Raw genomic sequence first — 25,366 nt, forward strand, 5'->3', positions numbered from 1 at the left:
AGTGAAAGCGACGAACCCGCTCAAGATCTGAACAGCCGCGTATATTGCGTCTCGTGCCGCAGGCTGGCGAGGTCGGCGCGAAACGTCGCGCCGCCGACATCGTCCAATGTCGCATTCAGCGCACGATTCGCCGTCGCGGCAACCGCGGCTTCCAGCCTCACCAGCACGCGCTGGCTGTCGGTCTGGCCGAGCGGAATGAGCCGGCTGGCCGCGGAAATCCAGTTCGAGACCAGCGCATGCAGGAAGGCGTGCAACGTCGGCGCCAGCGGCACGCCGTGCATCGCAGCGACCACGCCAACGGCAACGGGATAGACCAGTGGCGTACGGCATGCCGCAACCATGCCGTCCAGCCCGTCTGCATCCCACGCGGCGCGGGCGATGTCGATGAAGGCACGGCCCTGCGATGTCGTCTCCAGCTGCCGCTCGCGCGACGGCACGAAGGCCGCGGCGAGCTCGGCGATATCGCCCAAGGTGTCGCCCTCGCCCGCTTCAGTGGCGCGATAGGCGTGGACCAGAAACGTCGCATCGCAGAAGCCAGAGCCGTCGCGAAGCATCGCATCGAGCCAATCCGCCAGCGACGCGGTGTCGTTGATGTCACCGGCCTCGACCGCCCATTCGATGCCGCTGGAGTAGGAAAAGCCCCCGACGGGAAACGCCGGCGACAGCCAGGTCATCAACCGGTACAGCGCCGCCGCCTCGCACTCCGCGAGGTCGCGGGCCGCGACCGGCTCATTTGTGGTCATGAGCATGCTTGTGGCCGTGGTGATGGTCGGGGTGATCGCAATGCTCGTCGTGGTGGTGATGGTGATCGTGACCGTCGCCATGTGCGGCATGATCATGATGGTGATCATGACCGTGATGATCATCGTGGCCGTGATCGTGATGCGCGTGGTCGTCGTGTCCATGCGCATGTCCGGCATCCGCATAGGCGCCGCCTTCGGGATCGAACGGCGCCTCGATCTCGATCACGCGCGCGCCGAGGCCCTTCACCATGGCTTCGATGACGTGGTCGCGGCGGATGCGCAGGCTCTTGGCCATGATCTGCGTCGGCAGATGGCGATTGCCGAGATGCCAGCCGACACGAATAAGGTGGTGCGGATCGTGGCCGCGGATCTCGAGCAGCGGCTCGGGCGCAGCGACCACCTCGACCAGCCGGCCGTCCTCCAACACCAGCGCATCGCCGCCGCGCAGTGCGACGGCATTCTCCAGGTCGAGCAGGAACTCGAGTCCCCGCGTCCCCGTCATTGCCATGCGGCGGCGGTGTCGATCGTCGAAATCGAGCACGACCGCATCCGCCGGCGCTTCCGCGAAGCGGTGTTGTCCCCTGACCTGCGTCGCCCGGATCATGCGCGTTTACCCCGTTACCGTGTCTCGACCTTCTCGGGCGTGATCACTTCGATCTTCGGCGGCGCCGTAAAACACTTCACCGCGACGCGGCCGAACGTCTTCATGTGCTCCATGGCGCGATGCGGCACCAGCGCCTCGGCATTCTCCCACTGCTCGACGAACACCATCTTGGCGGGATCGGTGACGCTCTCATGCAGATCATAGGCGATATTGCCGGGCTCTTTCCGCGTCTCCTTGATGCAGGCGGTGGCGGCTGCAATGAATTCGGCGCGCGTTTCAGGCTTGATGGTCAAGGTGGCGACGACGTAGATCACGAGAAATCCTCCCGGCTTTTCTTCTGGGCTTCAGATACCGGGCGGGACCTTAGACCAGGCGGGATCGAACGCAAAACCCGGAAAAGCCGCTCCCGGATATGCGACCAGGACATGGTCCTGGGACATGCGTTGAGGCGCTATTTCAGTACATGAAATATCGCTGCGCCATCGGCAGCACCTCGGCGGGGGCGCAGGTCAAAAGCTCGCCGTCGGCGCGGACCTCATAGGTCTCAGGATCGACCTCGATATTGGGCGTGGCGTCGTTGTGGATCATGCTTTTCTTCGAGATTTTTCCGCGGGTGTTCTGGACCGCATAGAGCTTCTTGTCGATGCCGAGCTTACGCGCGAGGCCGCCGGTGATGGCGGCCTTCGAGGTGAACACCACCGAGGACGCGGTGCGCGCCTTGCCGAAGGCGCCGAACATTGGCTGATAATGCACCGGTTGCGGGGTCGGGATCGAGGCGTTGGGATCGCCCATGGGAGCGGCGACGATCATGCCGCCCTTGACGACGCAATCCGGCTTGACGCCGAAGAAGGCCGGCGACCACAGCACGAGATCGGCGAGCTTGCCCTTCTCCACCGAGCCGATCAGCTTCGAAACGCCATGGGCGATCGCGGGATTGATCGTGTATTTGGCGATGTAGCGCTTGACGCGGAAATTGTCGTTGTCCTTGCCTTTGTCCTGCGGCAGCGAACCGCGCTGCTTCTTCATCTTGTCGGCGGTCTGCCAGGTCCGGATGATGACCTCGCCGAGGCGGCCCATGGCCTGGGAGTCCGAGGAGATCATCGAGAGCGCGCCGAGATCATGCAGGATGTCCTCGGCCGCGATGGTCTCCTTGCGAATGCGGCTTTCGGCGAACGCCAGGTCTTCCGCGATCGAGGGATCGAGGTGGTGGCACACCATCAGCATGTCCAGATGCTCGTCGATGGTGTTGCGCGTGAAGGGCCGCGTCGGGTTGGTCGAGGACGGCAGCACGTTCTTCAGCCCTGCGACCTTGATGATATCGGGGGCGTGACCGCCGCCGGCGCCCTCGGTGTGGAAGGCGTGGATGGTGCGGCCTTTGAACGCCTTGATCGTATCCTCGACGAAGCCGGATTCGTTGAGCGTGTCGGTGTGGATCATCACCTGGATGTCGTAGTCGTCGGCGACCGACAGGCAATTGTCGATCGCGGCAGGCGTGGTGCCCCAGTCTTCGTGCAGCTTCAGCGCACAGGCGCCGGCCTTGATCATCTCGACCAGCGCGGCGGGCCGCGAGGCGTTGCCCTTGCCGGAGACGCCGAGATTGACCGGGAATGCGTCGAACGATTGGATCATCCGCCCCATGTGCCACGGCCCCGGCGTGCAGGTGGTGGCGAACGTGCCGTGCGAGGGGCCGGTGCCGCCCCCTAGCATCGAGGTGACGCCCGACATCAGCGCGTGCTCGATCTGCTGCGGACAGATGAAATGGATGTGGCTGTCGAAGCCGCCCGCGGTGAGGATCTTGCCTTCACCCGCGATCACGTCCGTGCCGGGGCCGATGATGATGGTGACACCGGGCTGGATGTCGGGATTGCCGGCCTTGCCGATGCCGGCGATCATGCCGTCCTTGATCGCGACGTCGGCCTTCACGATGCCGCAGTGATCGACGATCAGCGCATTGGTGATGACTGTGTCGGCCGCGCCCTGCTTGTTGGTGACCTGCGACTGGCCCATGCCGTCGCGGATCACCTTGCCGCCGCCGAACTTCACTTCCTCGCCGTAGCTGGTGAAGTCCTTCTCGACCTCGATGATGAGATCCGTGTCGGCCAGCCGCACCTTGTCGCCGGTGGTCGGGCCGAACATGTCGGCATAGACGGAACGCTTTATTTTGACGGACATCACAAGCCCCGTTTGCGTTTGAATTCTGGATCGGTGCTCACAGAGAGGTTCTCGCTGTGAGCACCATGTCGTCGAAGGTCGTATCGAGCCAAGAGTTACCGCCGCGGCAACCAGCGACAACCTGTTCGGCCCAGTCGGTATAATCGACGAGATCGTCACGTTCCTCGGCCGTCGGATCCGAATGTAGGCGCGCGCCGATATTGCTGATCTTGTCGGCGATCTTGATCAGCCTGGCGCCAGCCGATTTTTTCGGTGCGTCGAGCACCTGACGCCGCCGCCGCTCCGGCTTCGACAGGCTCATATCGTCGGTGCACTCGTCGACAAGCGACGCGACACGGTCGGAGAATTTTTGCGCGAGCTCCTCGCGCGTGGTGTCGGTGTCCTCGATCGCATCATGCAGCCAGCCGGCTGCAACCAGTTCGGCGTCGGCGCCGTCGGTCGCGGTCGCAAGCAGGTTCGCTACCTCGGCGAGGTGGTTGATGTAAGGCTCATGACCGCGGCCCTTGCGCGCCATGCCGTTGTGACGGCGCGCGGCGAGTTCGGCGGCTTCGGAGACGAGGCGGACAGGTGACAGCATGGCAAAGTCCTCCGTTTTCGCCTCAACCGTGCCGCGCCACGCTCGTTCCTGTGGAATTCACAGCTTCCCCATCACGTCGCCGCGGAAGCCGTAGATGGTCTTCTTGCCGGCCACCGCGACGAGCTGGACGTCGCGGGTCTGGCCGGGCTCGAAGCGGACCGCGGTGCCGGCGGCGATGTCGAGGCGCATGCCGCGGGCCTTCTTGCGGTCGAACTTCAGGGCCGGGTTGGTCTCGAAGAAATGGTAGTGCGAGCCGACCTGGATCGGGCGGTCGCCGGTGTTGGCGACCGTCAACGTCACCGTCTTGCGGCCGGCGTTGAGCTCGATCTCGCCGTCCTGGATGAAGAGTTCGCCGGGGATCATGCTTCGCTCCTACCTGATCGGCTCGTGCACAGTGACGAGCTTGGTCCCGTCCGGAAACGTCGCCTCGACCTGGATGTCGTGGATCATCTCGGGAATGCCCGGCATCACCTGGTCGCGGGTGAGAACCTGCGCACCCGATTGCATCAACTCGGCGACGGTGCGGCCATCCCGCGCGCCTTCGAGGATGAAATCGGAGATGAGCGCGATCGCCTCCGGATGGTTGAGCTTGACGCCGCGATCCAGCCGGCGGCGGGCCACGATCGCCGCCATCGAGATCAGAAGCTTGTCCTTTTCGCGAGGAGACAGGTTCATACGAAATCTCTTCCGTTCACTTCGTCAATTCAACCAGAGCCGCGGCAGCGCCGCGCCGGTGCGCGCCAGCACGGTCATCATGTCTGCGCGCAGACGCGCCGCATCTTGGGCACAGAACCGCGCCATTGCAAAGCCATTCCAGGCGGATATCCCGACCTCGCTGGCGAAGGATTTCGAGGCCTCGCGGATGCGCTCGATCAGGGCCTCGTCGCCGGGCACGATCAGCGCCGTGCCAATCGCAGCGCCGCCCTTGGCCACCGCCGATCGCGCAAGCTTTGCGCCAATATTGCCGTCGAGCCTGACGGTCTCGGCGAACACTAGCTTGCCGCCGCGACGCAGCCGCCAGCGATCGACGAACTCACCCTGCTCCATCCGTTCGCCCATCGCGGTACGGCCGAACACCACGATCTCGCACAGCAGGAGCGAGGCAGTCGCATCGAGGTCTATGTCGAAGCGACGACGCACGCGCGCGCGGTCGAACAGGATCGTCTCCTGCGGCAGCCAGCCGAGATGTGCGCCTGCGGCAACCTTCAGCGCTATATTGAGCTCCGCCGCCTGCCCTGGCGCGCGATAGACCTTTTCCGCGGCCGCCGTCGTCAGCGTCAGCTTCGAACCATCTGCGGCAGCGATCTCGATGTCGAAGCGATCGCCGCCGGCGACACCACCGGCCGTGTTGACGAACACGCCGGAGAGCCCCTCGTCCTCCGGCGAAGGGAAGCGCACGCGCAGGGAGCCGGACTCATGCAATATCCCGCGACGTGTCACACCGTCGCGCGCGTGGACGTCGAAGCGCACCGCGCCGCGGGCACGGTTGGCGTCGAACATCGAAGATGCCGTTAGAACGTCGCTGCGCATCCGCCCCCCAGCCGGTCGCGGCAGAATGGCCTACAGCGCCATCTGGCGGCTGATTTCGCTCGCGTCGAGATTGGAGCGGTCGCAGGTGAACTTCACCGCGCCGCGATCCATCACCGCAAAACTGTCGCCGAGTTCGCAGGCAAAGTCGAGATATTGTTCGACCAGCACGATGGCGATGTTGCCGAGATTGCGCAGGTACGAGATGGCACGGCCGATGTCCTTGATGATCGAGGGCTGGATGCCCTCGGTCGGCTCGTCGAGCAGCAGCAGCTTCGGCCGCATCACCAGCGCGCGCCCGATCGCGAGCTGTTGCTGCTGGCCGCCGGAGAGATCGCCGCCACGCCGTCCGAGCATGGATTGCAGCACCGGAAACAGGGAGTACACGTCGTCCGGAATGTGCTTGTCCTCGCGCCTGAGCGGCCCGAAGCCGGTCTTGAGATTCTCCTCGACCGTCAGAAGCGGAAATATCTCGCGCCCCTGCGGCACGAAGCCGATACCCTTCCGCGCGCGCTCATACGGTTTCAGGCCCGTGATATCGTTGCCGTCGAGCACGATGGCGCCCGAGGAGATCGGGTATTGCCCGACCATGGCGCGCAAGAGCGAGGTCTTGCCGACGCCGTTGCGCCCGAGCACGCAGGTGACCTTGCCGGGCTCGGCCGCAATCGACACGCCCCGTAGTGCCTGCGCCGCGCCGTAGAACAGGTTGATGTCCTTGACCTCAAGCATCGCTCAGCGCCCCAGATAAACTTCGATGACCCGCTCGTTGGACGAGACCTGGTCGATGGTGCCTTCCGCGAGCACGGTACCCTCGTGCAAGCAAGTGACCTTGACGCCGAGCTCGCGCACGAATGTCATGTCGTGCTCGACCACCATCACGGTGTGGGTCTTGTTGATTTCCTTGAGCAGCTCGGCGGTGAGATGCGTCTCGACGTCGGTCATGCCGGCGACGGGCTCGTCGACGAGCAGTAGTTTCGGATCCTGGGCGAGCAGCATGCCGATCTCGAGCCACTGCTTCTGGCCGTGGCTGAGGCTGCCGGCGAGACGGTTGGGGGCATCGGTGAGGCGGATCGTCTCCAGCACCTTGTCGATCTGCTCGGCCTCCGCCCGGCTGCCGCGCCAGAACAGCGTACCCTTGACGCTGTGGTCGACATTGAGCGCGAGCAGCAAATTGTCCTGCACGGTCTGGCTCTCGAACACGGTCGGCTTCTGGAATTTACGGCCGATGCCGAGCTCGGCGATGCGGGTCTCGTCCAGTCGCGTCAGATCGGTGACTCCGTCGAACAGCACGGTGCCTTCGTCGGGCTTGGTCTTGCCGGTGATGATGTCCATCATCGTGGTCTTGCCGGCGCCGTTCGGGCCGATGATGGCGCGCATCTCACCGGGCTCGAGCGTCAGCGAGAGGTTGTTGATGGCCTGGAAGCCGTCGAACGAGACGTGCACGCCGTCGAGATACAGCATTGCGGAGGTCGCGCGGGTGTCCATGACGTTCATCGCGCCTCCTCCGCCATTTTGGGTTCGGTGACGCCGTCTTCGGCCGCGGCGCTCGCAATGGTCGCGGCGTCGCGCCTTTCCCTCGACGAGTCCCACCAGGCGTTGAAGGTGCCGACGATGCCCTTAGGCAGCAGCAGCGTCACCAGGATGAACATGGCACCCAGCATGAACAGCCAGTAGGGCGCGAGCATACCGGAGGTGAAGAACGTCTTTGCGTAGTTGACGACGACGGCGCCGAGCGCAGCGCCGACCAGCGTACCGCGGCCGCCGACCGCAACCCAGATCACCGCCTCGATCGAATTGCCCGGCGCGAATTCGCTCGGATTGATGATGCCGACCTGCGGCACATAGAGCGCGCCGGCGACGCCGGCCATGCAGGCCGACACCGTGAACACGAACAGCTTGTAGGATTCGACCCGGTAGCCGAGGAAGCGAGTGCGCGATTCCGCATCGCGCACGGCGATCAGCACCTTGCCGAGCTTGGACGAGACGATGGCGCGGCAGATCAGAAAGCCGGCGATCAGCGCCAGGCAGCTCAGCGCGAACAGCGCAGCACGCGTGCCCTCGGCCTGCACGTTGAAGCCCAAGATGTCCTTGAAGTCGGTCATGCCGTTGTTGCCGCCGAAGCCGAAATCGTTGCGGAAAAAGGCGAGCAGCAGTGCATAGGTCATCGCCTGGGTGATGATTGACAGATACACGCCAGTGACGCGCGAGCGGAAGGCGAGCCAGCCGAAGCAAAAGGCGAGCAGCCCCGGCACGATCAGCACCATCAGCGCGGCAAACCAGAACATGTCGAAGCCGTACCAGTACCAGGGCAGCTTCGAATAGTTCAGGAACACCATGAAGTCCGGCAGGATCGGATTGCCGTAGACGCCGCGGCTGCCGATCTGCCGCATCAGGTACATGCCCATCGCGTAGCCGCCGAGCGCGAAGAAGGCACCGTGACCGAGCGAGAGGATGCCGCAATAGCCCCAGATCAGGTCGATCGAGAGCGCCAGGATCGCGTAGCAGACATATTTGCCCCAGAGCGCGACGAGATAGGTCGGCACTTGCAGGAACGAACCTGCGGGCAGCAGCAGGTTGGAGAGCGGGATGAGGATGCCGCAGGCCACGACGATGGCAAGGAAGATGGTCGCGCCGCGGTCCAGCGATCGCGTCAGCATGTGAGGGGTCATGCTTCCACCGCGCGGCCCTTGAGCGCGAACAGGCCGCGCGGCCGTTTTTGAATGAACAGGATGATGAGAACGAGGATGGCGATCTTGCCGAGCACGGCGCCGGCGACCGGCTCCAGGAATTTGTTGGCGATGCCGAGCGTGAAGGCGCCGACCAGCGTGCCCCAGAGATTGCCGACGCCACCGAACACCACGACCATGAAGCTGTCGATGATGTAGCTCTGGCCGAGATTGGGGCTGACATTGTCGATCTGCGACAGCGCCACGCCGGCGATGCCCGCAATGCCCGAGCCGAGACCAAAAGTCAGCGCGTCGACCCGCGAAGTGGCGATGCCCATCGAAGCCGCCATGCGCCGGTTCTGTGTCACCGCGCGCATCTCGAGCCCGAGTGCCGTGTAGCGCAGCATCGCGAGCAGAATGACGAACACCGCGAGCGTGAAGACAAGGATCCAGAGCCGGTTATAGGTGACCGTGATCTGGCCGATCTCAAACGCGCCGCTCATCCAGGAGGGGTTGCCGACCTCGCGGTTGGTCGGGCCGAACATGGTGCGCACGGCCTGCTGCAGCACCAGCGACAGGCCCCAGGTCGCCAGCAGCGTCTCCAGCGGACGGCCATAGAGAAAGCGGATGATGCTGCGCTCGATCACAACGCCGAGCGCGCCGGCCACCAGGAAGGCGAGCGGCACGGCGATCAGCAGCGAATAGTCGAACAGGACGGGATAGCGGGTACGGATCACCTCCTGCACCACGAAGGTGGTGTAGGCCCCGATCATCACCATCTCGCCATGGGCCATGTTGATGACGCCCATCACGCCGAACGTGATGGCAAGCCCGATCGCAGCAAGCAGCAGCACCGAACCGAGCGAGAGGCCGTACCAGGCATTCTGCACCATCGACCAGACCGCGAGCGAACTCTGGATCGAGCCGATTGCGCTCGCGGCAGCCTTGGTCACCGAGGCCGGCTGGTCGCCCATGCCGGTCAGCAGCGCCATCGCCTCCTGGTCGCCGCGCGCCTTGATGGTGGCAACGGCTTCGAGCTTCTCGAGCTCGGTGGCATCCGGCTTGAACAACAGGATCGCCGCGCGGGCGTCGCCCAGCGCAGCCTTGACGGATCGGTTGGTTTCCTTGGCGAGCGCGCCATCGACCGCTTCGAGCGACGTCTCCTCATGCGACTTGAAGACGGATTGCGCGGCCTGGAGCCGCGCTCCGATGTCGGGTGACTGCAGCGTCAGGCTGCCGATCGCCGCATCGACGCTGCGGCGAAGGCGGTTGTTGAGGCGGACCGCGCTCGCACTGTCGGGCACGCTGGCCACGGCCTGACCGGTCGCGGCATCGATCGACTTGCCGTCGGTGCCGCTGACGTAAACCTTCTTGCTATCAGGGTCGGCCATGAGCCGGCCGTCCTGGAGCGCGCTGATGATCGGAAAGGCCAGCGTATTGCCGCTGCTTGCGACCACGCCGATCGCCTCTTCCGTGTCGGAATAATCGTCGTTGGCGAATTTGGCGACCGCATCCTCGAACGGGCCGGCCAAGGCCGGCAGTGCGAACGCGATCAGGAAGAACGAGAGCAGGAGCGAACAGAGGCGGGCGGACAAATTGGCTGGCACTGTGAAAGACCCCGGCAGAAAAGGGTGGAGAAGGCGGCGGGATCGCCGCCTTCTCCGATCGTGCAATGGAGCGTCAGATCCGGATCAGGAGCCCGAACCGAGGCACTTGTTGCTTTTGGTGTTGAAGTTACCGCACTTCTTGCCGACCCAGTCGCCGACCAGGTCCTTGGAGCCGTCGAGCTCCTTCGACCAGGCGTCGCCCGCGACAAGACCCGGGGTCTTCCACACCACGTCGAACTGGCCGTTGGCTTTGATTTCGCCAATGAACACCGGCTTGGTGATGTGATGGTTCGGAAGCATCTTGGAGGTGCCGCCGGTCAGGTTCTTGGCTTCGATGCCGGGGAGCGCATCGATCACCTTGTCCGGATCGGTCGACTTCACCTTCTCGACCGCCTTGATCCACATGTCGAAGCCGATCACGTGCGCTTCCATCGGATCGTTGGTCACGCGCTTCGGATTCTTGGTGTAGGTCTGCCACGCCTTGATGAACTTCTCGTTCTCCGGCGACTTGATCGACTGGAAATAGTTCCAGGCGGCGAGATGGCCGAGCAGCGGCTTGGTGTCGATGCCGGCGAGTTCTTCCTCACCCACCGAGAATGCGACGACCGGGATGTCCTTCGCCTTGATGCCCTGGTTGCCGAGCTCCTTGTAGAAAGGAACGTTGGCGTCGCCGTTGATGGTCGAGACCACAGCGGTCTTCTTGCCGGCCGAGCCGAACTTCTTGATGTCGGCCACGATCGTCTGCCAGTCGGAATGACCGAACGGCGTGTAGTTGATCATGATGTCTTCCTGGGCGACACCCTTGGACTTCAGATAGGCTTCCAGGATCTTGTTGGTGGTGCGCGGATAGACGTAGTCGGTGCCCGCGAGCACCCAGCGCTTCACCTTCTCGTCCTTCATCAGATAGTCGACGGCGGGGATTGCCTGCTGGTTCGGCGCGGCGCCGGTGTAGAACACGTTGCGCTCGCTCTCCTCGCCCTCGTACTGCACGGGGTAGAATAGGATGCTGTTCAGCTCCTTGAACACCGGGAGCACCGACTTGCGCGACACCGAGGTCCAGCAGCCGAACACGACCGAGACCTTGTCCTTGGTGATCAGCTCGCGCGCCTTCTCGGCGAACAGCGGCCAGTTCGAAGCGGGATCGACGACCACGGCTTCGAGCTTCTTGCCGTTGACGCCGCCCTTCTTGTTCTGCTCGTCGATCAGGAAGAGGATGGTGTCCTTCAGCGTGGTTTCGCTGATGGCCATGGTGCCGGAGAGGGAGTGAAGCACGCCGACCTTGATGGTGTCGTCCGCGGCTTTCGCACCAGAAATGGAAGCCAGACCAAGCATCAGTCCGGCGGCCGCGGCGAGAACGCCACGGCGGCTAAATGGCGCCGCTATATCGTGAGTGGATTTGCTATGCATGAGTGTCTCATCTCCCTGACGCAGACGTGAAAAACGCTGCGAAACGGCCCCAACGGCCGCCTGCGATTAACGGATTCGCAAGAACCGTGCCATGGATTAGACACCCTTCAACCGGTTGTTTCTGCTGGTGAAATTGACATAAAACGAAGTATCGCACATGCCGCGTCGCCTAAACATTGAGCAATTCGAATGTATGCGAATGCGGCAGGCAGGTTATTTTCTGAGCAAATTTGTCACTCTGGCTAAATTTCCGGCATAACTATTTCTGCACCGCGATCGCCGTTTCTGTGGGGCGTGCCTTGAAAGCGCCGCCTCAATGTTCCATATGAGGTCGAGGTCTCTTGCGAATCAGGAGACCGTTGCGAGCCGCGTGTTCTTAAGCCCTTACGGGCGTCTGGCTTGCCCCATCCATCAAGCCATCCGACACCCCAAACACGCAGGTGTCCCACTCGACACCCTTTTGCGCGCGCCGCGCCGAATGCGCCGGGCGCCCGCTTTTGACATGGAAAGAACCCATCTTTTGACTTCGTTTCAGGATTTCGGCCTCGCCGAGCCCATCGCCCGTGCTCTCACCGAAGAGAACTACGTCACCCCCACCCCCATCCAAGCCCAGACAATTCCGACCGCGCTGACCGGCCGCGACGTCGTCGGCATCGCCCAAACCGGAACCGGCAAGACCGCGTCCTTCGCGCTGCCGATCCTGCACCGCCTGCTCGAGAATCGCATCAAGCCGCAGCCGAAGACGACCCGCGTCCTGGTGCTGTCGCCGACCCGCGAACTGTCCGGCCAGATCCTCGACAGTTTCAACGCCTATGGCCGTCACATCCGCCTGTCCTCGACGCTCGCCATCGGCGGCGTGCCGATGGGCCGTCAGGTCCGCTCGCTGATGCAGGGCGTCGAGGTGCTGGTCGCCACCCCCGGCCGTTTGCTCGACCTCGTGCAGAGCAACGGACTGAAGCTTGGCAGCGTCGAATTCCTCGTGCTCGACGAGGCCGACCGCATGCTCGACATGGGCTTCATCAACGACATCCGCAAAATCGTCGCCAAGCTGCCGATCAAGCGGCAGACGCTGTTCTTCTCGGCCACCATGCCGAAGGACATCGCCGAGCTGGCCGACGCCATGCTGCGCGACCCCGCCCGCGTCGCGGTGACCCCGGTCTCCTCGACCGTGGAGCGCATCCAGCAGCGCATCATCCAGGTCGACTTCTCCGCCAAGCCGGCGTTCCTCGCCCAGCTGTTGAAGCAGGAGCAGGTCAACCGCGCGCTGGTTTTCACCCGCACCAAACACGGCGCGGACAAGGTGGTGAAGACGCTCGAGAAGGCCGGCATCCCCGCCAGCGCCATCCACGGCAACAAGTCGCAGAACCACCGCGAACGGACACTCGCTCTGTTCCGCACCGGCGAGATCCGTACCCTGGTCGCCACCGATATCGCCGCCCGCGGCATCGATGTCGACGGCATCACCCACGTCATCAATTTCGATCTGCCCAACGTGCCGGAGACCTATGTGCACCGCATCGGCCGCACCGCGCGCGCGGGTGCCGAGGGCACCGCGATCTCGCTGGTCGCAGGCGGCGAGGAACTCGCCTATCTCCGCGACATCGAGCGGCTGATCAAAGTGGCGCTGCCGCGTGAGGATCGCCGCACCGACGCCGGCCGCCGCGATGCGGGCCCTCCCCCGCAGCAGCAACGACAGGGTCGGCCGGGCCGCCCGGGCCAGCGTCCGCAAGGCGCAAGGCATGGTGAGGGACGCCACGCTGACGGTCGCCGTGCTGACGAAAGGCATGCGGACGGGCGCCACCACAGTGCCGCCAAGCAGGGCGACGGAAGGCCGGGCAGTGGCGCGAAGGCAGCTCCTCGCAGCCGCTCCGGAGGCAAGGCGCATTCTTCGCCAAACGCCCGTCCGGAACAGCGTTCCGCGCATAGCGCCGGGGCGTCTGATGGGATACAAGGCGTTGCCTTTTTGCGCCGCGAGAGTCGGCCGAACGGCCAACCGAACCGCAAACCCCATTCGCACTAGCCGTCCACGACCTGGAGAAATTCATGGCTAAGGAAGAGCTGATCCAGTTCGAAGGACTGGTCACCGAAATCCTCCCCGACGCGCGCTACCGCGTGCAGCTCGACGCCGGACACGAGATCGTCGCCTACACCGCCGGCAAGATGAAGAAGAACCGCATCAAGACTCTGGCGGGCGACCGCGTGACGGTAGAGATGTCGCCCTATGACCTCGAAAAGGGCCGGCTGATTTTCCGCCACAAGGACGAACGTCCGAGCGGGATGGGCGGACCTCCGCGTCCCGGACAGCGCGGCGGCCAGTTCCGCCGCCGCTAGCGGGGGCCCAGCGCGCGAGCGCGGACCTGTAATTCCGATGCGTATGCTGATCCGCCGTGACCATCACGGCGGATCAAAAAATCGTGCACGTCAGCATTGTTTTGGGTGTCTGTTTCCAATAAAATGACTTAATCGATTTTCGGCCGGACGACATTAGCATCCACCGGTACAGCCGGTTCAGACACGCTGACGACCCTTCCAAAAATTCGATCTAACCTGTCCGCGCAAGCGGGCTCTGACATTGTGTTATCTGAGAAGGGACTACCCCCATGAGCATGGGAACCGTGAAGTGGTTTAACGCGACCAAAGGCTTCGGCTTCATCCAGCCCGACGATGGCGGCCAGGACGTGTTCGTTCACATCAGCGCTGTGGAGCGTGCAGGCCTCGGCACGCTGCGCGAAGGTCAGAAGATCTCCTACGAGATCGTCGCCGACCGCCGTTCCGGCAAGTCGGCAGCCGACAACCTCCGCTCCGCCGGCTGAGCCTACCGCTTACGGGCCCCGATCGGCTCGAGCGAACCAATCAATGAAAAGGCCGGGCGCGATGCCCGGCCTTTTTTTATTCCAGGATCTGCTCTCGTATTTCAGCACGGCGACTTTACACCCGTGTAAGGAACGCAGGTGACCTGGCGCGGCCGCGTGTAGGAGACATCGCTCAGCGTGATGCCCGTCTTCAGGACGAATTTGACAGAAGGCGTGTAGACGTAACTCGCCTGACTGAAGATAAGGTAGGTCGACGCGATCAAGAGCGATGGCGGAATCATCGAGGTGACCGTGGTGCCAGCTACCAGAGTCGGGGGCGGAGCCGTCAGCGTGGCCTGCGTCGCACCGTTGGCAATGGTGGCGGACTTGCTCCATTGAATCTTGGCGACCTTGCTTGAGTCGATATAGATCTGAAGGACCGTGCCGTTCACGAGCGTAGCGTCGTACGGCATGATCATCGATATGCTTGCCGTGAACGTGTCCTGCATGTCGCCATCGTCGACCGATGTCGACTGCGACGTCAAATCGGACAGAGTCCGTGCAATCATTGTGACTTTGCGATTGATCGCCACGGCCGATGAAAATTCGACGGTCCCGAAGAACATCACCAGCATCAGCGGCACGATGACCGCGAACTCGGTCGCCGCGATCGCACGCGTGTCGGCGACGAAGTCGCGCACGGAGCTACGGGCATTCCTCCAGATATTCGCAATCGCCTGCATCTGTCCGCTCGGATCCATCTGTCTCAGAAGGGTTCATTCTTGAAGGCCGCGGTCGCAATCAGCAGCCGCTTGTTGTTGCAGCCCATGTTGAAGCCAAGGCCAGTGACGAAGAGCGGCCACTGATAGAACAGCCGCACCACGACGACCTGGTTGGCGGCCCCGGCACTGTACTGCACGCCGGTTGGATTGAAGCTGCAGGAATCACCATAATTGGTGAGGCTCAGCGCTCCGAACGAGTTTGTACTCACGACGTCGACGTAGAGCTTGGTGCAATCAAACAGCGCCGGGATCTGGCTGCAGACGTAAGCCTTGAACGTCGTTTGCGAGCAGGGTGTGCTGACGCCGGAGACCGCGCAGGCCGTGAGCGTGCCGGATTGCGCCTGCCCGGTCAGCAACACGCGCGCAGAGTTTTGCGAGGCACTCTCGAGCACCTGGCTCGCCAGGAACATCAGCGCCGACTCGATGATGGCGAACAGCAACGCAAAGAACATCGGCGCAACGAGCGCGAACTCGACGGCTGCGGAGCCGCGGCGGCTGCCACGAAACCGGCGCAACGTGGCGAGGAGCGTGAATCTCGTAGGTGCAGGCGAAGGCATCAAATTCCCCAGCAGCAGCAATCATCTGCCATGTTCAATAGCGGAAACTGATTGTTTAAGTGTTTCAGGCGATCCGCACCCGGCGGCCCGGGCCGTTAAGAGCGCGTTAACCGCGAACGACCCGGACCAGGGAGACGAGGACACGGAAAGAGAAACTCGCGCGCGTGCGGCGGGCGGGGACGATCCTTGCCCCCAAATCCGCCAATCAAACTTGCTGGTTGGTCTTACTTGGTTCGTCTTGCTCAGTTCGCCTTAGTCAGTTCGTCTTGGCGCCCGCACCGGCACTGCCGCTCGCCGAGCTGCTCAACGAACCGGCCTGGCTCATCGTGCTGTTGAAGTAGGTGTCGCTGTCGCCGAGCGTCACGCGGCGCTGGCAAAGCGGCGCGCAGCTGTAGGACTCGCGTTCGATCCCGCGATAGACGGTAACGAGCCGGTCGCTCGGACCTTCGACCTGGACCTGGCGGTCGACCAGGATCTCGCCGCCGCGGTCGAGCGCGATGAAATTGGTGGCGCCATAGCCCTTTCCGGTGACGATGATCATGCCGCCGGGCTGGAGCGTGACGTCGGCGATCAGGGGATTGCCGACCACGATGGTTGCCACCTTGCCAGGCAGCCGCACCAGCTTGGCCTGGTCGACATTGACGGCGATGGTATCGGCGGACTCGGCAATGACGGCAGCCGGCGATGCCAGCACCGCTGTCGCAACCAGAAGACAGACGCGCGCATGACGGCGCAGCAGTTGTTTACGCATACTCTTACCCCCGGGACGTCACAAACCGGCAGAAGCGATCAGATAACAGCCGAGCCGGTGCCCGACCCGGCTAACCTGCCCTCAATTCGTGAACGTTCCGCAAACTCGCGGACTATTGTTTGAACGGACTGGCGTTCGCGGCTCTCGAGAACCTAGCGGCGGAACGGATAGGCAAGCTGCCCTCCGATTTCCTTCGGCATGGTGGCTTCATCCTTGCCGTAATCCTGCGGCAGTTGCCCCTCGGGCATGCGGAAAGTGCCGAACAGCAAGTCCCAGATCGGGAACGTGCCGGCAAAATTGGTGTCGCCGCCCTCTGCTAGCGCGGTGTGGTGCCAACGGTGGAACACCGGCGTCGCCAACACATATTTGAACGGCCCGAAGGTCCAGTTCAGGTTGGCGTGCACGAAGGCCGAATGGAAGGTCGTGAACGGGGCGAGCCAGACCATGGCGTTCGGCGAAATGCCGGCCATCAGCAGCACGACGTCGACCGCGATGGTACCGAGCACGAGATTGACGGGATGGAAGCGGGCCGCAGAAATCCAGCTGATCTCCTCCGAGGAGTGGTGGATCGCGTGGTACTTCCAGAACCCACCGCCGTGGAACAACCGGTGCAGCCAGTACAGCATGAAATCGGACAGCACCAGGAACAGCATGGCCTGGACCCAGAGCGGCAATAGCGCCAGCGGGCCGTGGCCATTGTCGTAGAAGGCGATGAGCCCGTCGGCATCATGGATGTTGAAGACGAAGCTCGCACCGACGATCAGAAGGCCGATCCGCATGACACGTGCGAACACCGGAACGATAAACCAGTAGCAGATGTCCGTGACGATCTCCCGCTTGCGCCACCACGGCACGCCGGGATTGCAGGCCCAGACATGCTCGAGCACGGTGAAGACCACCGCGAGCGCGAAGGTCGCGGGGATCACCTTCGCGATGGTCTCGCCAAGCATCAGGGCGATTTCCATGGGCAGGCTCGACATTGTCGCCTCTCTTGCGAATTGCTGGTCCCGCCTACGCGTACTCCCCCAAATTTAAGGGAGGGTGAAGCCGGTGCTGCGCTTGCTGCACATCCGGAACCGGAACGAATTGCAGCTGGCTGCCTTAAGGCGAAATTCACTCTGGCCAGCGGCAAGCGCGTTTGCCCGATCGAATTAACTCTCCCGAAAGAGCTCGGATCTCATGGTCGTTGCGTCAAGCACACCGCCGAACGAGGCGATCCCACCCCAGATGGAGTTTTGTTCATGAAGAACCTGATTGCGCGTTTCGCGAAAGATGAATCCGGCGCCACCGCCATCGAATACGGTCTGATTGCCGCCGGCATCGCGCTGGCCATCATCACCGTCGTCAACAATCTCGGCACCACGCTGAACGCCAAGTTCACCTCGATCAGCAGCTCGCTGAAGTAGGCGATCGACCAACGACTGCAAAAGCCCCGGATTTCCGGGGCCTTTGTTTTTCAGACGGCGAGTTCCAGTGGCGTTGAGCAAGTACAGAACCGATGCCGTGGTCGCGGCGAACGCGGCCGAGGCGGCGCAGACCGGCTCGCCGGCTTACTGGGTCTGCCTGGCCCTGCTGCTTGCGACCGTCGCGCTCGCCGCACGCATCGCCTCCCTCTGGTGAGCACGCCTTCGGCTGGTTCTACCCCTCAAGACCGCCGCCGCCGTTTTCGGTTTGTTTAGCACTGCCGGCTAGAATCCGGCGACGCCAGCTCCGCGGCACACCCAGGCCTCAAGACGCAGCCCATGATCCTCGACCTTGCGCGCCTTCTGCTCTTCCCGGCCCTGATGGCGTTTGCCGCCGCAAGCGATCTCTTCACGATGACGATCTCCAACCGCGTATCGCTGGCGCTGGTCGCCGGCTTTTTCGCGCTCGCTCTCGCCGGTGGCATGGCACCTTACGAGATGCTGGGCCATGTCGGCGCCGGCGCGCTCGTCCTGGTCGTGGCCTTCACCTGTTTTGCGATGGGCTGGGTCGGTGGCGGCGATGCCAAGGTGGCGGCCTCCGTCGCGCTTTGGTTCGGGTTCGCACAGCTGATGAACTTCCTGCTCTACGCCTCGCTGTTCGGCGGGGCGCTGACGCTGCTCCTGCTCCAGTTCCGGCAGTGGCCGCTGCCTTACGGGCTCGCTGGCCAGACCTGGCTCGCGCGGCTGCACGCCAAGGACAGCGGCATTCCCTACGGCATCGCGCTCGCACTGAGCGCGCTGATGGTCTACCCGGAGACCGAATGGGTGAAGGCGATCGACCTCGCTCACCTCGCATTGCGCTGAACGCATCGGGTAAACCCGGCGTTAAGGCGATTTAGATACGCCTCATTAACCATGCTTTGACGAATAGCTGGTCAACTGCCGATTACGGCGGCGTCAGCGTCGCGGCGTTTGTTGGAAAGTGAAGCGTATGAATAGGGCACGCATTGTCGTCCTGACGGTCGCCATCTGCGCCGGCGGTGTCGCCGCGTATCTGGCGAGCGGCTCGGACAATTCTGCACCGCCTCCGGCTCCGGTCGCGCAGCTTCCCACCGTCGACGTCCTGGTCGCGAAAAACGACATCGGCCTCGGCCAGACCGTCAAGCCGGAAGACGTGCAATGGCAGACCTGGCCGTCCGCGACCGCCAGCGCCACCTTCATCCGCCGCAACGAGCGCCCCGAGGGGGTAACCCAGGTCACCGGCTCGATCGCACGATCTCCCTTCATCCAGGGCGAGCCGATCCGGGACCAGAAGCTGGTCAAGGCCGAAGGCTCCGGCTTCATGGCGGCAATCCTGCCCACCGGCATGCGGGCGATCTCGACCGAGATCTCGCCGGAAACCGGCGCAGGCGGCTTCATCCTGCCCAACGACCGCGTCGACGTGCTTTTGACGCGCCGTCTCAAGAACCCGGACCAGAGCAGCGGCGCTCCCGATGTCGTCACGTCCGAGATCATCCTGGCCAATATCCGCGTCCTGGCCATCGACCAGGCTCCCAAGGAGAAGGACGGCCAGAACGCGGTGGTCGGCAAGACCGTCACTCTCGAACTCAATCCTGCGCAGACTGCGACGCTCTCCTCCGCACGCCAGAGCGGCACGCTGTCGCTGGCGCTGCGCAGCATCGTCGATGTCAAGCTGAGCGAGATCACGCTCGATGACTCCGCACAGAAGCGCGAGGGCATTTCGATCATTCGGTACGGTATCCCAAGCTCGACCGCGAAGGCACGATGAGGACTGTCGACATGAAATGCAGGGCGAATTTGGCGACGATGCGAACCCCGGTGGTCCGCGCCCTGTCGTTTTCGGCCGCCGTCGCGCTCGCGCTCAACCCGGTGCTCGCCCCTGTGGTCGCCGCCGACTATCGCCCTGTGGCGCAGCCTGCGGCCGACGGTCAGATGAACGCGCGATTCCTCTCGCTCGGCATCGGCAAGTCGATCGTGATCGACCTTCCGCGCGACATCAAGGACGTGCTTGTCGCCGATCCGAAGATCGCCAACGCGGTCGTCCGCTCGGCGCAGCGTGCCTACATCATTGGCGCCTCGATCGGGCAGACCAACATCGTGTTCTTCGATTCCGCCGGCCTGCAGATCGCGGCCTATGACATCGCGGTCAAGCGCGACCTCAACGGCGTGCGGGCCGCGCTGAAGCAGGTCCTGCCGAACTCAGACATCCAGATCGACGGGCTAGGCGACGGCATCATCTTGACCGGCTCGGCCGCGAATCCGGCCGAAGCCCAGCAGGCCAACGACCTCGCCGTGCGCCTCGCCGGCGGCCCCGAGAAGGTCGTGAACTCGATCGTGGTCCGCGGCCGCGATCAGGTCATGCTCAAGGTGACGGTCGCGGAAGTGCAGCGCAGCATCGTCAAGCAGCTCGGAATCGACCTCACCGCCAACCTCAGCTACGGCACCTCGGTCGTCAGCTTCAGCAACTCCAATCCGTTCACGGCTCTTGGCCACAACCTCGTCGACGGCAATAACCTGACCACGAAGTTCGGCGCGGCCCCGTCCGTGCAGGCCACGCTGCGTGCGATGGAGACCGCGGGCGTGATCCGGACGCTGGCCGAACCGAACCTGACCGCGATCTCCGGTGAATCGGCAACGTTCATTGCCGGCGGTGAATTTCCGGTGCCTGCGGGCTATGCGTGCGACCCCACCACGCACGTCTGTACCACCCAGATCAGCTTCAAGAAGTTCGGCATCTCGCTCAACTTCACCCCCGTCGTTCTCACGGAGGGCAAGATCAGCCTGCGGGTAATGACCGAGGTGTCCGAGCTCTCGAACGAAAACGCGATCACGCTGTCCCAGGCCGTGACCTCGACCTCGGTCAACTCGCTCACGGTGCCCTCGATCAAGACCCGCCGCGCAGAAACCTCGCTGGAAATTCCCTCAGGCGGCGCGATGGCGATGGCTGGCCTGATCCAGCAGCAGACCAAGCAAGCGGTCAGCGGACTGCCAGGTCTGATGCAGCTCCCGGTCCTCGGCACGCTGTTCCGTAGCCGCGACTTCGTCAACAACGCGACCGAGCTGGTCGTGATCGTGACGCCCTACATCGTTCGCGCAGTTGCGCAAAAGGACCTGTCGCGGCCGGATGATGGCTTCTCCGCACCGGCTGATCCGCAGGCCGAACTGCTCGGCAACATCAACCGCATCTACGGCGTGCCCGGCCGGACCGAACCGGCCAAGAACTACCGCGGCACCTACGGCTTCATCACCGACTGAGGCGGAACGGGGACTTCATGAAGATCACTAGACCACCCCAGATTCGCAGGCGCGCCATCCACCTCGGCGGCGCGCTCGTCGGCATGGCGCTCGCCCTAGGCGGCTGCCAGCATGACGAAGCGGTCACGGCCTCCATTCCCGACGACTACAAGCAGCGCCATCCGATCGCGATCGAGGAGCAGAATCGTTCCATCGTCGTCTTCGTCGGCCATGCCCGCGGCGGCTTGACCGCCGCCCAGCGCGCCGACGTGATGGGCGTCGCGTCGGCCTGGATGCACGAAGGCACCGGCGCGATCCGGATCGACGTACCGTCCGGCACGCCCAACGCGCGTCCGGTCGCGGACACCATGCGCGAAATCCAGGCAATGCTGTCGGCGGCGGGCGTTCCGCCGCGCGGCATCAACGCCCGCTCTTACACGCCGGACGACAAGCGATTCCTGCCGCCGATCCGGCTCACCTATTCCAAGATCGCCGCAGTAGCGGGTCCCTGCGGCCTGTGGCCGGAAGATATCGGCCCTTCGATGAAGAACAAGAGCTGGTTCGAGAACAAGGACTACTACAATTACGGCTGCGCCTATCAGCGCAACCTCGCAGCGATGGTCGACAATCCGTCGGATCTCGAGCAGCCGCGGCCCGAAACGCCGTCCTACACGCCGCGGCGGACCGCCGCGTTCGAGAAGTATCGCAAGGGAATGCCGACGGCGGTCGCCTATCCTGAGGCCGACAAGGCCAAACTCAGCGACACCGGCAGATGATCAGCTACGCTCGCCAGCCCCAAGAAGATCAGTCCGAGGCATCGCTCCCACCGGTCGAGGAGCATATTGCGCCGGCGCCCCGCGTTTCCGTCCAGGCTTTCTGCGAGACCGTGGAAACGGCCGCCGCCGTGCAGTCAGCCGGCGAAGATCGCCGTCTCGGCAAGGCCCATCTGAAGATCCAGATGGGCGGAATGGCGGCTGCGGTGGAAGCCTACCGCTCGGCCCCCACGCCGAACGTGATCGTGCTCGAAAGCGACGGCCGCAACGACCTCCTGGGCGGGCTCGACCATCTCGCGACCGTCTGCGATGCCGGCACCCGCGTGGTCGTGATCGGCCGCATCAACGACGTCACGCTCTACCGCGAGCTGGTCCGCCGCGGCGTCAGCGACTACGTGCTCGCGCCGGTCGGCGCGATCGACGTCGTGCGCTCGATCTGCAACCTGTTCTCGGCGCCGGAAGCCAAGGCCGTCGGCCGCATTATCGCCGTGGTCGGGGCCAAGGGCGGCGTCGGCGCATCAACCATCTCCCACAATGTCGCCTGGGCGATCGCCCGCGATCTCGCGATGGACGCGGTCGTCGCCGACCTCGACCTCGCCTTCGGCACGGCCGGACTCGACTACAACCAGGATCCACCGCAGGGCATTGCCGACGCCGTATTCTCACCCGATCGCGTCGACACCGCCTTCATCGACCGCCTTCTGTCGAAATGCACCGACCACCTCAGTCTGCTGGCGGCGCCGGCGACGCTCGACCGGGTCTACGATTTCGGCGCCGACGCCTTCGATTCCGTGTTCGACACGTTGCGCTCCACGATGCCCTGCATCGTCCTCGACGTTCCGCACCAATGGTCGGGCTGGACGAAACGCGCCCTGATCGGAGCGGACGACATCCTGATCGTGGCGGCGCCCGACCTCGCCAATTTGCGCAACACCAAGAACCTGTTCGATCTCCTGAAGGCCGCGCGCCCCAACGACCGGCCGCCGCTCTACTGCCTGAACCAGGTCGGCGTGCCGAAACGGCCCGAAATCGCCGCGGCGGAGTTCGCCAAGGCGATCGAGAGCCAGCCGGTCGTCTCGATTCCGTTCGAGCCGCAGATCTTCGGCTCGGCGGCCAATAACGGCCAGATGATCGCGGAGATCTCGGCCAACCATAAGTCGATCGAGATGTTCCTTCAGATCGCCCAGCGCCTGACCGGCCGCAGCGAAACGAAGAAGCAAAAGTCGTCCCTGCTTTCACCCCTGATTGACAAGTTGCGGGGAAAATAGGTCGCCGCATGGAGTTTTTAAGTGTTCGGTAAGCGTAGCGGAACAGACGCCGACGCCCGGGCCCCGAAGCCCGGTGCCGTGTCGCCAGAGCCTGCCCAGGCTTCGGCGCCCGCCATGTCGCGCGTGCCGCCGCCGCCGGCAATCTCCTCGCCGCCGCTCGCCCCGGCGAAGCCTGCGCCGACCATGGAAGCCCGCCGCTCGGACAATTATTACGAGGTCAAGGCGACCATCTTCGGCGCGCTGATCGAGGCCATCGACCTCGCCCAGCTTGCCAAGCTCGATTCGGAGTCCGCGCGCGAGGAAATCCGGGACATCGTCAACGAGATCATCGCGATCAAGAACATCGTGATGTCGATCGCCGAGCAGGAAGAGCTGCTCGACGACATCTGCAACGACGTCCTCGGCTACGGTCCGCTGGAGCCGCTGTTGTCGCGCGACGACATCGCCGACATTATGGTCAACGGCGCCGACACCGTCTACATCGAGGTCGCCGGCAAGATCCAACGCACCGGTATCCGCTTCCGCGACAATCAGCAGCTCCTCAACATCTGCCAGCGTATCGTCAGCCAGGTCGGCCGGCGCGTCGACGAATCCTCGCCGATCTGCGACGCCCGCCTGGCCGACGGCTCCCGCGTCAACGCCATCGTGCCCCCGCTGTCAATCGACGGCCCCACGCTCACGATCCGCAAGTTCAAGAAGGACAAGCTGACGCTCGATCAGCTCGTCAAGTTCGGCGCAATCTCGCCGGAAGGCGCGGAAATCCTCCAGATCATCGGCCGCGTCCGCTGCAACGTGCTGATCTCAGGCGGTACCGGCTCGGGCAAGACCACGTTGCTCAACTGCCTGACCAACTACATCGAGCACGACGAGCGCGTCATCACCTGCGAGGACGCCGCCGAACTCCAGCTCCAGCAGCCGCACGTGGTGCGACTGGAAACCCGCCCGCCCAACATCGAGGGCGAGGGCCAGGTCACCATGCGCGAGCTGGTGCGCAACTGCCTGCGTATGCGTCCCGAGCGCATCATCGTCGGCGAAGTCCGCGGACCCGAGGCGTTCGACCTGCTCCAGGCCATGAACACCGGCCATGACGGCTCGATGGGCACGCTGCACGCCAACAATCCGCGCGAGGCGCTATCGCGCTGCGAATCCATGATCACGATGGGCGGCTTCTCCCTGCCTTCACGCACCATCCGCGAGATGATCTGCGCCTCGATCGACGTCATCGTCCAGGCCGCGCGCCTGCGCGACGGTTCACGCCGCATCACCCACATCACCGAAGTGATGGGCATGGAAGGCGACACCATCATCACCCAGGACGTGTTCCTCTACGACATGGTCGGCGAGGACGCCAACGGCAAGATCATCGGCCGGCACCGGTCGACCGGAATCGGCCGCCCGAAATTCTGGGAACGCGCCCGCTATTACGGCGAAGAGAAGCGCCTTGCCGCGGCGCTCGACGCGGCGGAAGTGGCGCCCACGACGTGAGCAGGTCAACGCAGCCATGAACATGCAAGTCCTTGCCCTCGCCTTCCTTGCCACCGCCACCGTCGGCGGCCTCGCCTGGGTCTTCCTTTATCCAATGCTGTCCGGGGAACGGAAGGCCGAGAGCCGCCGCGCCTCGATCTCGCGGGCCGAGGCGCCCACGGCCCGCGCCGCCGAGAAGACGCAGCGCTCGCGCCGCGAGCAGGTCGAAACCTCGCTCAAGGATCTCGAGGCGCGGCGCCAGCAGGAGAAGAGCGTACCGCTCAGTGTCCGCCTGTCGCAGGCCGGCCTCGATTGGGCGCCGCAGAAATTCTGGATCGTGTCCGCCGTCGTGGCGGGCGTGCTGTTCGCAGTCGCCTTGTTCATCGGCGGCGGCCTGCTCGGTGCCGCCGGCTTCGCGTTTGCCGGCGGCCTCGGTCTGCCCCGCTGGGCGCTCGGCTTCCTGAAGAAGCGCCGTGAAAACAAGTTCCTGGCCGCCTTGCCCGATGCCGTCGACGTCATCGTCCGCGGCATCAAGGCGGGCCTGCCGCTGTTCGAATCGATCAAGGTGGTCGCCGCCGACGCGCCAGAGCCGCTGCGCTCCGAGTTTCTGTCCATCATCGAGACGCAGGCGATCGGCATGCCGCTCGGCGAGGCCTGCACACGACTCTACGATCGCATGCCGCTGCCCGAGGCCAATTTCTTCGGCATCGTCATCTCGATCCAGCAGAAATCGGGCGGCAACCTCTCCGAAGCGCTCGGCAACCTCTCCAAGGTGCTGCGCGACCGCAAGAAGATGAAAGAGAAGATCCAGGCGATGTCGATGGAAGCCAAGGCCTCGGCCGGCATCATCGGCTCGCTGCCGCCGATCGTGATGTTCCTCGTTTACCTCACAACGCCAGGATACATCTCGATGCTTTGGACTCATCCCACCGGCCAGCTCATGCTGGTCGGCTGCGTCGTCTGGATGTCGATCGGCATCATGGTGATGAAGAAGATGATCAATTTCGACTTCTGATGG

General features: G+C 63.8%; 29 protein-coding genes. 12 read left to right on the plus strand and 17 right to left on the minus strand.

Going from position 1 to position 25,366, the window contains the following annotated elements; genetic code table 11:
* Window positions 1-20 precede the first annotated feature (20 nt).
* The 13 genes from AC0L3B_RS12250 to urtA all read right to left on the minus strand — a co-directional run bounded on the left by AC0L3B_RS12250 (window position 21) and on the right by urtA (window position 11,303).
* Window positions 21-749 carry an urease accessory protein UreF gene (locus AC0L3B_RS12250; protein ID WP_446481669.1) on the minus strand — a complete coding sequence of 243 codons (729 nt, stop codon included), beginning with the start codon at window positions 747-749 and terminating at the stop codon, window positions 21-23.
* Window positions 730-1,347 (minus strand): urease accessory protein UreE, encoded by a 618-nt coding sequence (locus AC0L3B_RS12255; RefSeq protein WP_473380431.1) that lies wholly within the window; start codon window positions 1,345-1,347, stop codon window positions 730-732. Before AC0L3B_RS12255 ends, AC0L3B_RS12250 begins: the two co-directional genes overlap by 20 nt.
* Window positions 1,348-1,361: 14 nt before the next feature.
* On the minus strand, window positions 1,362-1,661 hold the full coding sequence (locus AC0L3B_RS12260; protein WP_007599815.1) for a putative quinol monooxygenase: 300 nt from the start codon (window positions 1,659-1,661) through the stop codon (window positions 1,362-1,364).
* 142 nt (window positions 1,662-1,803) lie between these two features.
* Complete coding sequence (gene ureC, locus AC0L3B_RS12265; protein WP_473380432.1) at window positions 1,804-3,519, minus strand: urease subunit alpha; 1,716 nt, start codon at window positions 3,517-3,519, stop codon at window positions 1,804-1,806.
* Between the two features lie 37 nt (window positions 3,520-3,556).
* Window positions 3,557-4,096 (minus strand): HD domain-containing protein, encoded by a 540-nt coding sequence (locus AC0L3B_RS12270; RefSeq protein ID WP_473380433.1) that lies wholly within the window; start codon window positions 4,094-4,096, stop codon window positions 3,557-3,559.
* A 57-nt stretch (window positions 4,097-4,153) separates the two neighbouring features.
* Complete coding sequence (locus AC0L3B_RS12275) at window positions 4,154-4,459, minus strand: urease subunit beta (RefSeq protein ID WP_007599812.1); 306 nt, start codon at window positions 4,457-4,459, stop codon at window positions 4,154-4,156.
* A gap of 9 nt (window positions 4,460-4,468) precedes the next feature.
* Window positions 4,469-4,771: an urease subunit gamma gene (locus AC0L3B_RS12280; protein WP_018454667.1), complete on the minus strand. Its 303-nt coding sequence runs from the start codon at window positions 4,769-4,771 to the stop codon at window positions 4,469-4,471.
* A 24-nt stretch (window positions 4,772-4,795) separates the two neighbouring features.
* A complete protein-coding gene (locus tag AC0L3B_RS12285) occupies window positions 4,796-5,626 on the minus strand; it encodes an urease accessory protein UreD (RefSeq protein ID WP_473380434.1) in 831 nt (276 codons plus the stop codon).
* 30 nt (window positions 5,627-5,656) lie between these two features.
* The gene (urtE, locus tag AC0L3B_RS12290; RefSeq protein ID WP_007599806.1) at window positions 5,657-6,352 is read right to left on the minus strand and encodes an urea ABC transporter ATP-binding subunit UrtE; all 696 of its coding nucleotides are present in this window, start codon (window positions 6,350-6,352) and stop codon (window positions 5,657-5,659) included.
* A 3-nt stretch (window positions 6,353-6,355) separates the two neighbouring features.
* Window positions 6,356-7,117, minus strand: a complete 762-nt coding sequence (gene urtD, locus AC0L3B_RS12295) for an urea ABC transporter ATP-binding protein UrtD (protein WP_204513285.1) — start codon at window positions 7,115-7,117, stop codon at window positions 6,356-6,358.
* Window positions 7,114-8,292 carry an urea ABC transporter permease subunit UrtC gene (gene urtC, locus AC0L3B_RS12300; protein ID WP_204513284.1) on the minus strand — a complete coding sequence of 393 codons (1,179 nt, stop codon included), beginning with the start codon at window positions 8,290-8,292 and terminating at the stop codon, window positions 7,114-7,116. The genes urtD and urtC overlap by 4 nt, the downstream gene beginning before the upstream one ends.
* Window positions 8,289-9,896, minus strand: a complete 1,608-nt coding sequence (gene urtB, locus AC0L3B_RS12305; protein ID WP_204513283.1) for an urea ABC transporter permease subunit UrtB — start codon at window positions 9,894-9,896, stop codon at window positions 8,289-8,291. The genes urtC and urtB overlap by 4 nt, the downstream gene beginning before the upstream one ends.
* Window positions 9,897-9,980: 84 nt before the next feature.
* Window positions 9,981-11,303, minus strand: a complete 1,323-nt coding sequence (gene urtA / locus AC0L3B_RS12310; RefSeq protein ID WP_204513282.1) for an urea ABC transporter substrate-binding protein — start codon at window positions 11,301-11,303, stop codon at window positions 9,981-9,983.
* Window positions 11,304-11,781: 478 nt separating this feature from the next.
* On the opposite strand from urtA, the gene AC0L3B_RS12315 reads away from it, so the two are divergent.
* From AC0L3B_RS12315 to AC0L3B_RS12325, 3 genes are all read left to right on the plus strand, one after another.
* Window positions 11,782-13,323, plus strand: coding sequence for a DEAD/DEAH box helicase (locus AC0L3B_RS12315; protein ID WP_204513281.1), 1,542 nt, complete (start codon window positions 11,782-11,784; stop codon window positions 13,321-13,323).
* A gap of 23 nt (window positions 13,324-13,346) precedes the next feature.
* On the plus strand, window positions 13,347-13,634 hold the full coding sequence (gene infA, locus AC0L3B_RS12320; RefSeq protein WP_007599789.1) for a translation initiation factor IF-1: 288 nt from the start codon (window positions 13,347-13,349) through the stop codon (window positions 13,632-13,634).
* Between the two features lie 269 nt (window positions 13,635-13,903).
* Window positions 13,904-14,116, plus strand: coding sequence for a cold-shock protein (locus AC0L3B_RS12325; RefSeq protein ID WP_007599788.1), 213 nt, complete (start codon window positions 13,904-13,906; stop codon window positions 14,114-14,116).
* Between the two features lie 101 nt (window positions 14,117-14,217).
* Here AC0L3B_RS12325 and AC0L3B_RS12330 read toward each other — a convergent pair whose 3' ends face one another.
* The 4 genes from AC0L3B_RS12330 to AC0L3B_RS12345 form a co-directional block, all read right to left on the minus strand.
* Window positions 14,218-14,838 (minus strand): TadE/TadG family type IV pilus assembly protein, encoded by a 621-nt coding sequence (locus tag AC0L3B_RS12330; RefSeq protein ID WP_240550528.1) that lies wholly within the window; start codon window positions 14,836-14,838, stop codon window positions 14,218-14,220.
* Window positions 14,839-14,861: 23 nt separating this feature from the next.
* Entirely contained in the window at window positions 14,862-15,434 is a 573-nt protein-coding gene (locus AC0L3B_RS12335) for a TadE/TadG family type IV pilus assembly protein (RefSeq protein ID WP_085351837.1), read from the minus strand.
* Between the two features lie 256 nt (window positions 15,435-15,690).
* On the minus strand, window positions 15,691-16,185 hold the full coding sequence (locus AC0L3B_RS12340; RefSeq protein WP_204513280.1) for a pilus assembly protein N-terminal domain-containing protein: 495 nt from the start codon (window positions 16,183-16,185) through the stop codon (window positions 15,691-15,693).
* A gap of 152 nt (window positions 16,186-16,337) precedes the next feature.
* The gene (locus AC0L3B_RS12345) at window positions 16,338-17,165 is read right to left on the minus strand and encodes a sterol desaturase family protein (protein ID WP_085351734.1); all 828 of its coding nucleotides are present in this window, start codon (window positions 17,163-17,165) and stop codon (window positions 16,338-16,340) included.
* 261 nt (window positions 17,166-17,426) lie between these two features.
* Between AC0L3B_RS12345 and AC0L3B_RS12350 the strand changes: the two genes are divergently transcribed.
* From AC0L3B_RS12350 to AC0L3B_RS12390, 9 genes are all read left to right on the plus strand, one after another.
* Window positions 17,427-17,591 (plus strand): Flp family type IVb pilin, encoded by a 165-nt coding sequence (locus tag AC0L3B_RS12350; protein WP_007599783.1) that lies wholly within the window; start codon window positions 17,427-17,429, stop codon window positions 17,589-17,591.
* Window positions 17,592-17,664: 73 nt separating this feature from the next.
* Window positions 17,665-17,805 (plus strand): hypothetical protein, encoded by a 141-nt coding sequence (locus AC0L3B_RS12355; RefSeq protein WP_162496356.1) that lies wholly within the window; start codon window positions 17,665-17,667, stop codon window positions 17,803-17,805.
* A 122-nt stretch (window positions 17,806-17,927) separates the two neighbouring features.
* Complete coding sequence (locus tag AC0L3B_RS12360) at window positions 17,928-18,452, plus strand: A24 family peptidase (RefSeq protein ID WP_018454679.1); 525 nt, start codon at window positions 17,928-17,930, stop codon at window positions 18,450-18,452.
* Between the two features lie 127 nt (window positions 18,453-18,579).
* Window positions 18,580-19,377, plus strand: coding sequence for a Flp pilus assembly protein CpaB (cpaB, locus tag AC0L3B_RS12365; protein WP_018454680.1), 798 nt, complete (start codon window positions 18,580-18,582; stop codon window positions 19,375-19,377).
* 11 nt (window positions 19,378-19,388) lie between these two features.
* Window positions 19,389-20,864: a type II and III secretion system protein family protein gene (locus AC0L3B_RS12370; RefSeq protein ID WP_473380492.1), complete on the plus strand. Its 1,476-nt coding sequence runs from the start codon at window positions 19,389-19,391 to the stop codon at window positions 20,862-20,864.
* Window positions 20,865-20,881: 17 nt separating this feature from the next.
* The gene (locus AC0L3B_RS12375; RefSeq protein WP_018454682.1) at window positions 20,882-21,619 is read left to right on the plus strand and encodes a CpaD family pilus assembly protein; all 738 of its coding nucleotides are present in this window, start codon (window positions 20,882-20,884) and stop codon (window positions 21,617-21,619) included.
* A complete protein-coding gene (locus AC0L3B_RS12380; protein ID WP_204513279.1) occupies window positions 21,616-22,884 on the plus strand; it encodes a CpaE/TadZ family protein in 1,269 nt (422 codons plus the stop codon). The genes AC0L3B_RS12375 and AC0L3B_RS12380 overlap by 4 nt, the downstream gene beginning before the upstream one ends.
* A gap of 21 nt (window positions 22,885-22,905) precedes the next feature.
* Entirely contained in the window at window positions 22,906-24,369 is a 1,464-nt protein-coding gene (locus tag AC0L3B_RS12385) for a CpaF family protein (protein ID WP_026232793.1), read from the plus strand.
* A gap of 16 nt (window positions 24,370-24,385) precedes the next feature.
* Window positions 24,386-25,363 (plus strand): type II secretion system F family protein, encoded by a 978-nt coding sequence (locus AC0L3B_RS12390; protein ID WP_026232794.1) that lies wholly within the window; start codon window positions 24,386-24,388, stop codon window positions 25,361-25,363.
* Window positions 25,364-25,366: the final 3 nt, after the last annotated feature.

This window comes from Bradyrhizobium sp. Kon56, assembly GCF_055807635.1.

What these genes read in the sequence shown, in the direction of transcription:
- urtD (WP_204513285.1), bottom strand. Translation starts at nt 7,117, where the DNA reads ATGAACGTCATGGACACCCGCGCGACCTCCGCAATGCTGTATCTCGAC.
- AC0L3B_RS12360 (WP_018454679.1), top strand. Translation starts at nt 17,928, where the DNA reads ATGATCCTCGACCTTGCGCGCCTTCTGCTCTTCCCGGCCCTGATGGCG.
- urtC (WP_204513284.1), bottom strand. Translation starts at nt 8,292, where the DNA reads ATGACCCCTCACATGCTGACGCGATCGCTGGACCGCGGCGCGACCATC.
- AC0L3B_RS12315 (WP_204513281.1), top strand. Translation starts at nt 11,782, where the DNA reads ATGCGCCGGGCGCCCGCTTTTGACATGGAAAGAACCCATCTTTTGACT.
- AC0L3B_RS12280 (WP_018454667.1), bottom strand. Translation starts at nt 4,771, where the DNA reads ATGAACCTGTCTCCTCGCGAAAAGGACAAGCTTCTGATCTCGATGGCG.
- AC0L3B_RS12350 (WP_007599783.1), top strand. Translation starts at nt 17,427, where the DNA reads ATGAAGAACCTGATTGCGCGTTTCGCGAAAGATGAATCCGGCGCCACC.
- ureC (WP_473380432.1), bottom strand. Translation starts at nt 3,519, where the DNA reads ATGTCCGTCAAAATAAAGCGTTCCGTCTATGCCGACATGTTCGGCCCG.
- AC0L3B_RS12345 (WP_085351734.1), bottom strand. Translation starts at nt 17,165, where the DNA reads ATGTCGAGCCTGCCCATGGAAATCGCCCTGATGCTTGGCGAGACCATC.
- AC0L3B_RS12270 (WP_473380433.1), bottom strand. Translation starts at nt 4,096, where the DNA reads ATGCTGTCACCTGTCCGCCTCGTCTCCGAAGCCGCCGAACTCGCCGCG.
- AC0L3B_RS12330 (WP_240550528.1), bottom strand. Translation starts at nt 14,838, where the DNA reads ATGCAGGCGATTGCGAATATCTGGAGGAATGCCCGTAGCTCCGTGCGC.
- urtA (WP_204513282.1), bottom strand. Translation starts at nt 11,303, where the DNA reads ATGCATAGCAAATCCACTCACGATATAGCGGCGCCATTTAGCCGCCGT.
- AC0L3B_RS12275 (WP_007599812.1), bottom strand. Translation starts at nt 4,459, where the DNA reads ATGATCCCCGGCGAACTCTTCATCCAGGACGGCGAGATCGAGCTCAAC.
- AC0L3B_RS12375 (WP_018454682.1), top strand. Translation starts at nt 20,882, where the DNA reads ATGAAGATCACTAGACCACCCCAGATTCGCAGGCGCGCCATCCACCTC.
- infA (WP_007599789.1), top strand. Translation starts at nt 13,347, where the DNA reads ATGGCTAAGGAAGAGCTGATCCAGTTCGAAGGACTGGTCACCGAAATC.
- AC0L3B_RS12285 (WP_473380434.1), bottom strand. Translation starts at nt 5,626, where the DNA reads ATGCGCAGCGACGTTCTAACGGCATCTTCGATGTTCGACGCCAACCGT.
- AC0L3B_RS12255 (WP_473380431.1), bottom strand. Translation starts at nt 1,347, where the DNA reads ATGATCCGGGCGACGCAGGTCAGGGGACAACACCGCTTCGCGGAAGCG.
- AC0L3B_RS12325 (WP_007599788.1), top strand. Translation starts at nt 13,904, where the DNA reads ATGAGCATGGGAACCGTGAAGTGGTTTAACGCGACCAAAGGCTTCGGC.
- AC0L3B_RS12250 (WP_446481669.1), bottom strand. Translation starts at nt 749, where the DNA reads ATGCTCATGACCACAAATGAGCCGGTCGCGGCCCGCGACCTCGCGGAG.
- urtE (WP_007599806.1), bottom strand. Translation starts at nt 6,352, where the DNA reads ATGCTTGAGGTCAAGGACATCAACCTGTTCTACGGCGCGGCGCAGGCA.
- AC0L3B_RS12370 (WP_473380492.1), top strand. Translation starts at nt 19,389, where the DNA reads ATGAAATGCAGGGCGAATTTGGCGACGATGCGAACCCCGGTGGTCCGC.
- AC0L3B_RS12390 (WP_026232794.1), top strand. Translation starts at nt 24,386, where the DNA reads ATGAACATGCAAGTCCTTGCCCTCGCCTTCCTTGCCACCGCCACCGTC.
- AC0L3B_RS12340 (WP_204513280.1), bottom strand. Translation starts at nt 16,185, where the DNA reads ATGCGTAAACAACTGCTGCGCCGTCATGCGCGCGTCTGTCTTCTGGTT.
- AC0L3B_RS12335 (WP_085351837.1), bottom strand. Translation starts at nt 15,434, where the DNA reads ATGCCTTCGCCTGCACCTACGAGATTCACGCTCCTCGCCACGTTGCGC.
- cpaB (WP_018454680.1), top strand. Translation starts at nt 18,580, where the DNA reads ATGAATAGGGCACGCATTGTCGTCCTGACGGTCGCCATCTGCGCCGGC.
- AC0L3B_RS12380 (WP_204513279.1), top strand. Translation starts at nt 21,616, where the DNA reads ATGATCAGCTACGCTCGCCAGCCCCAAGAAGATCAGTCCGAGGCATCG.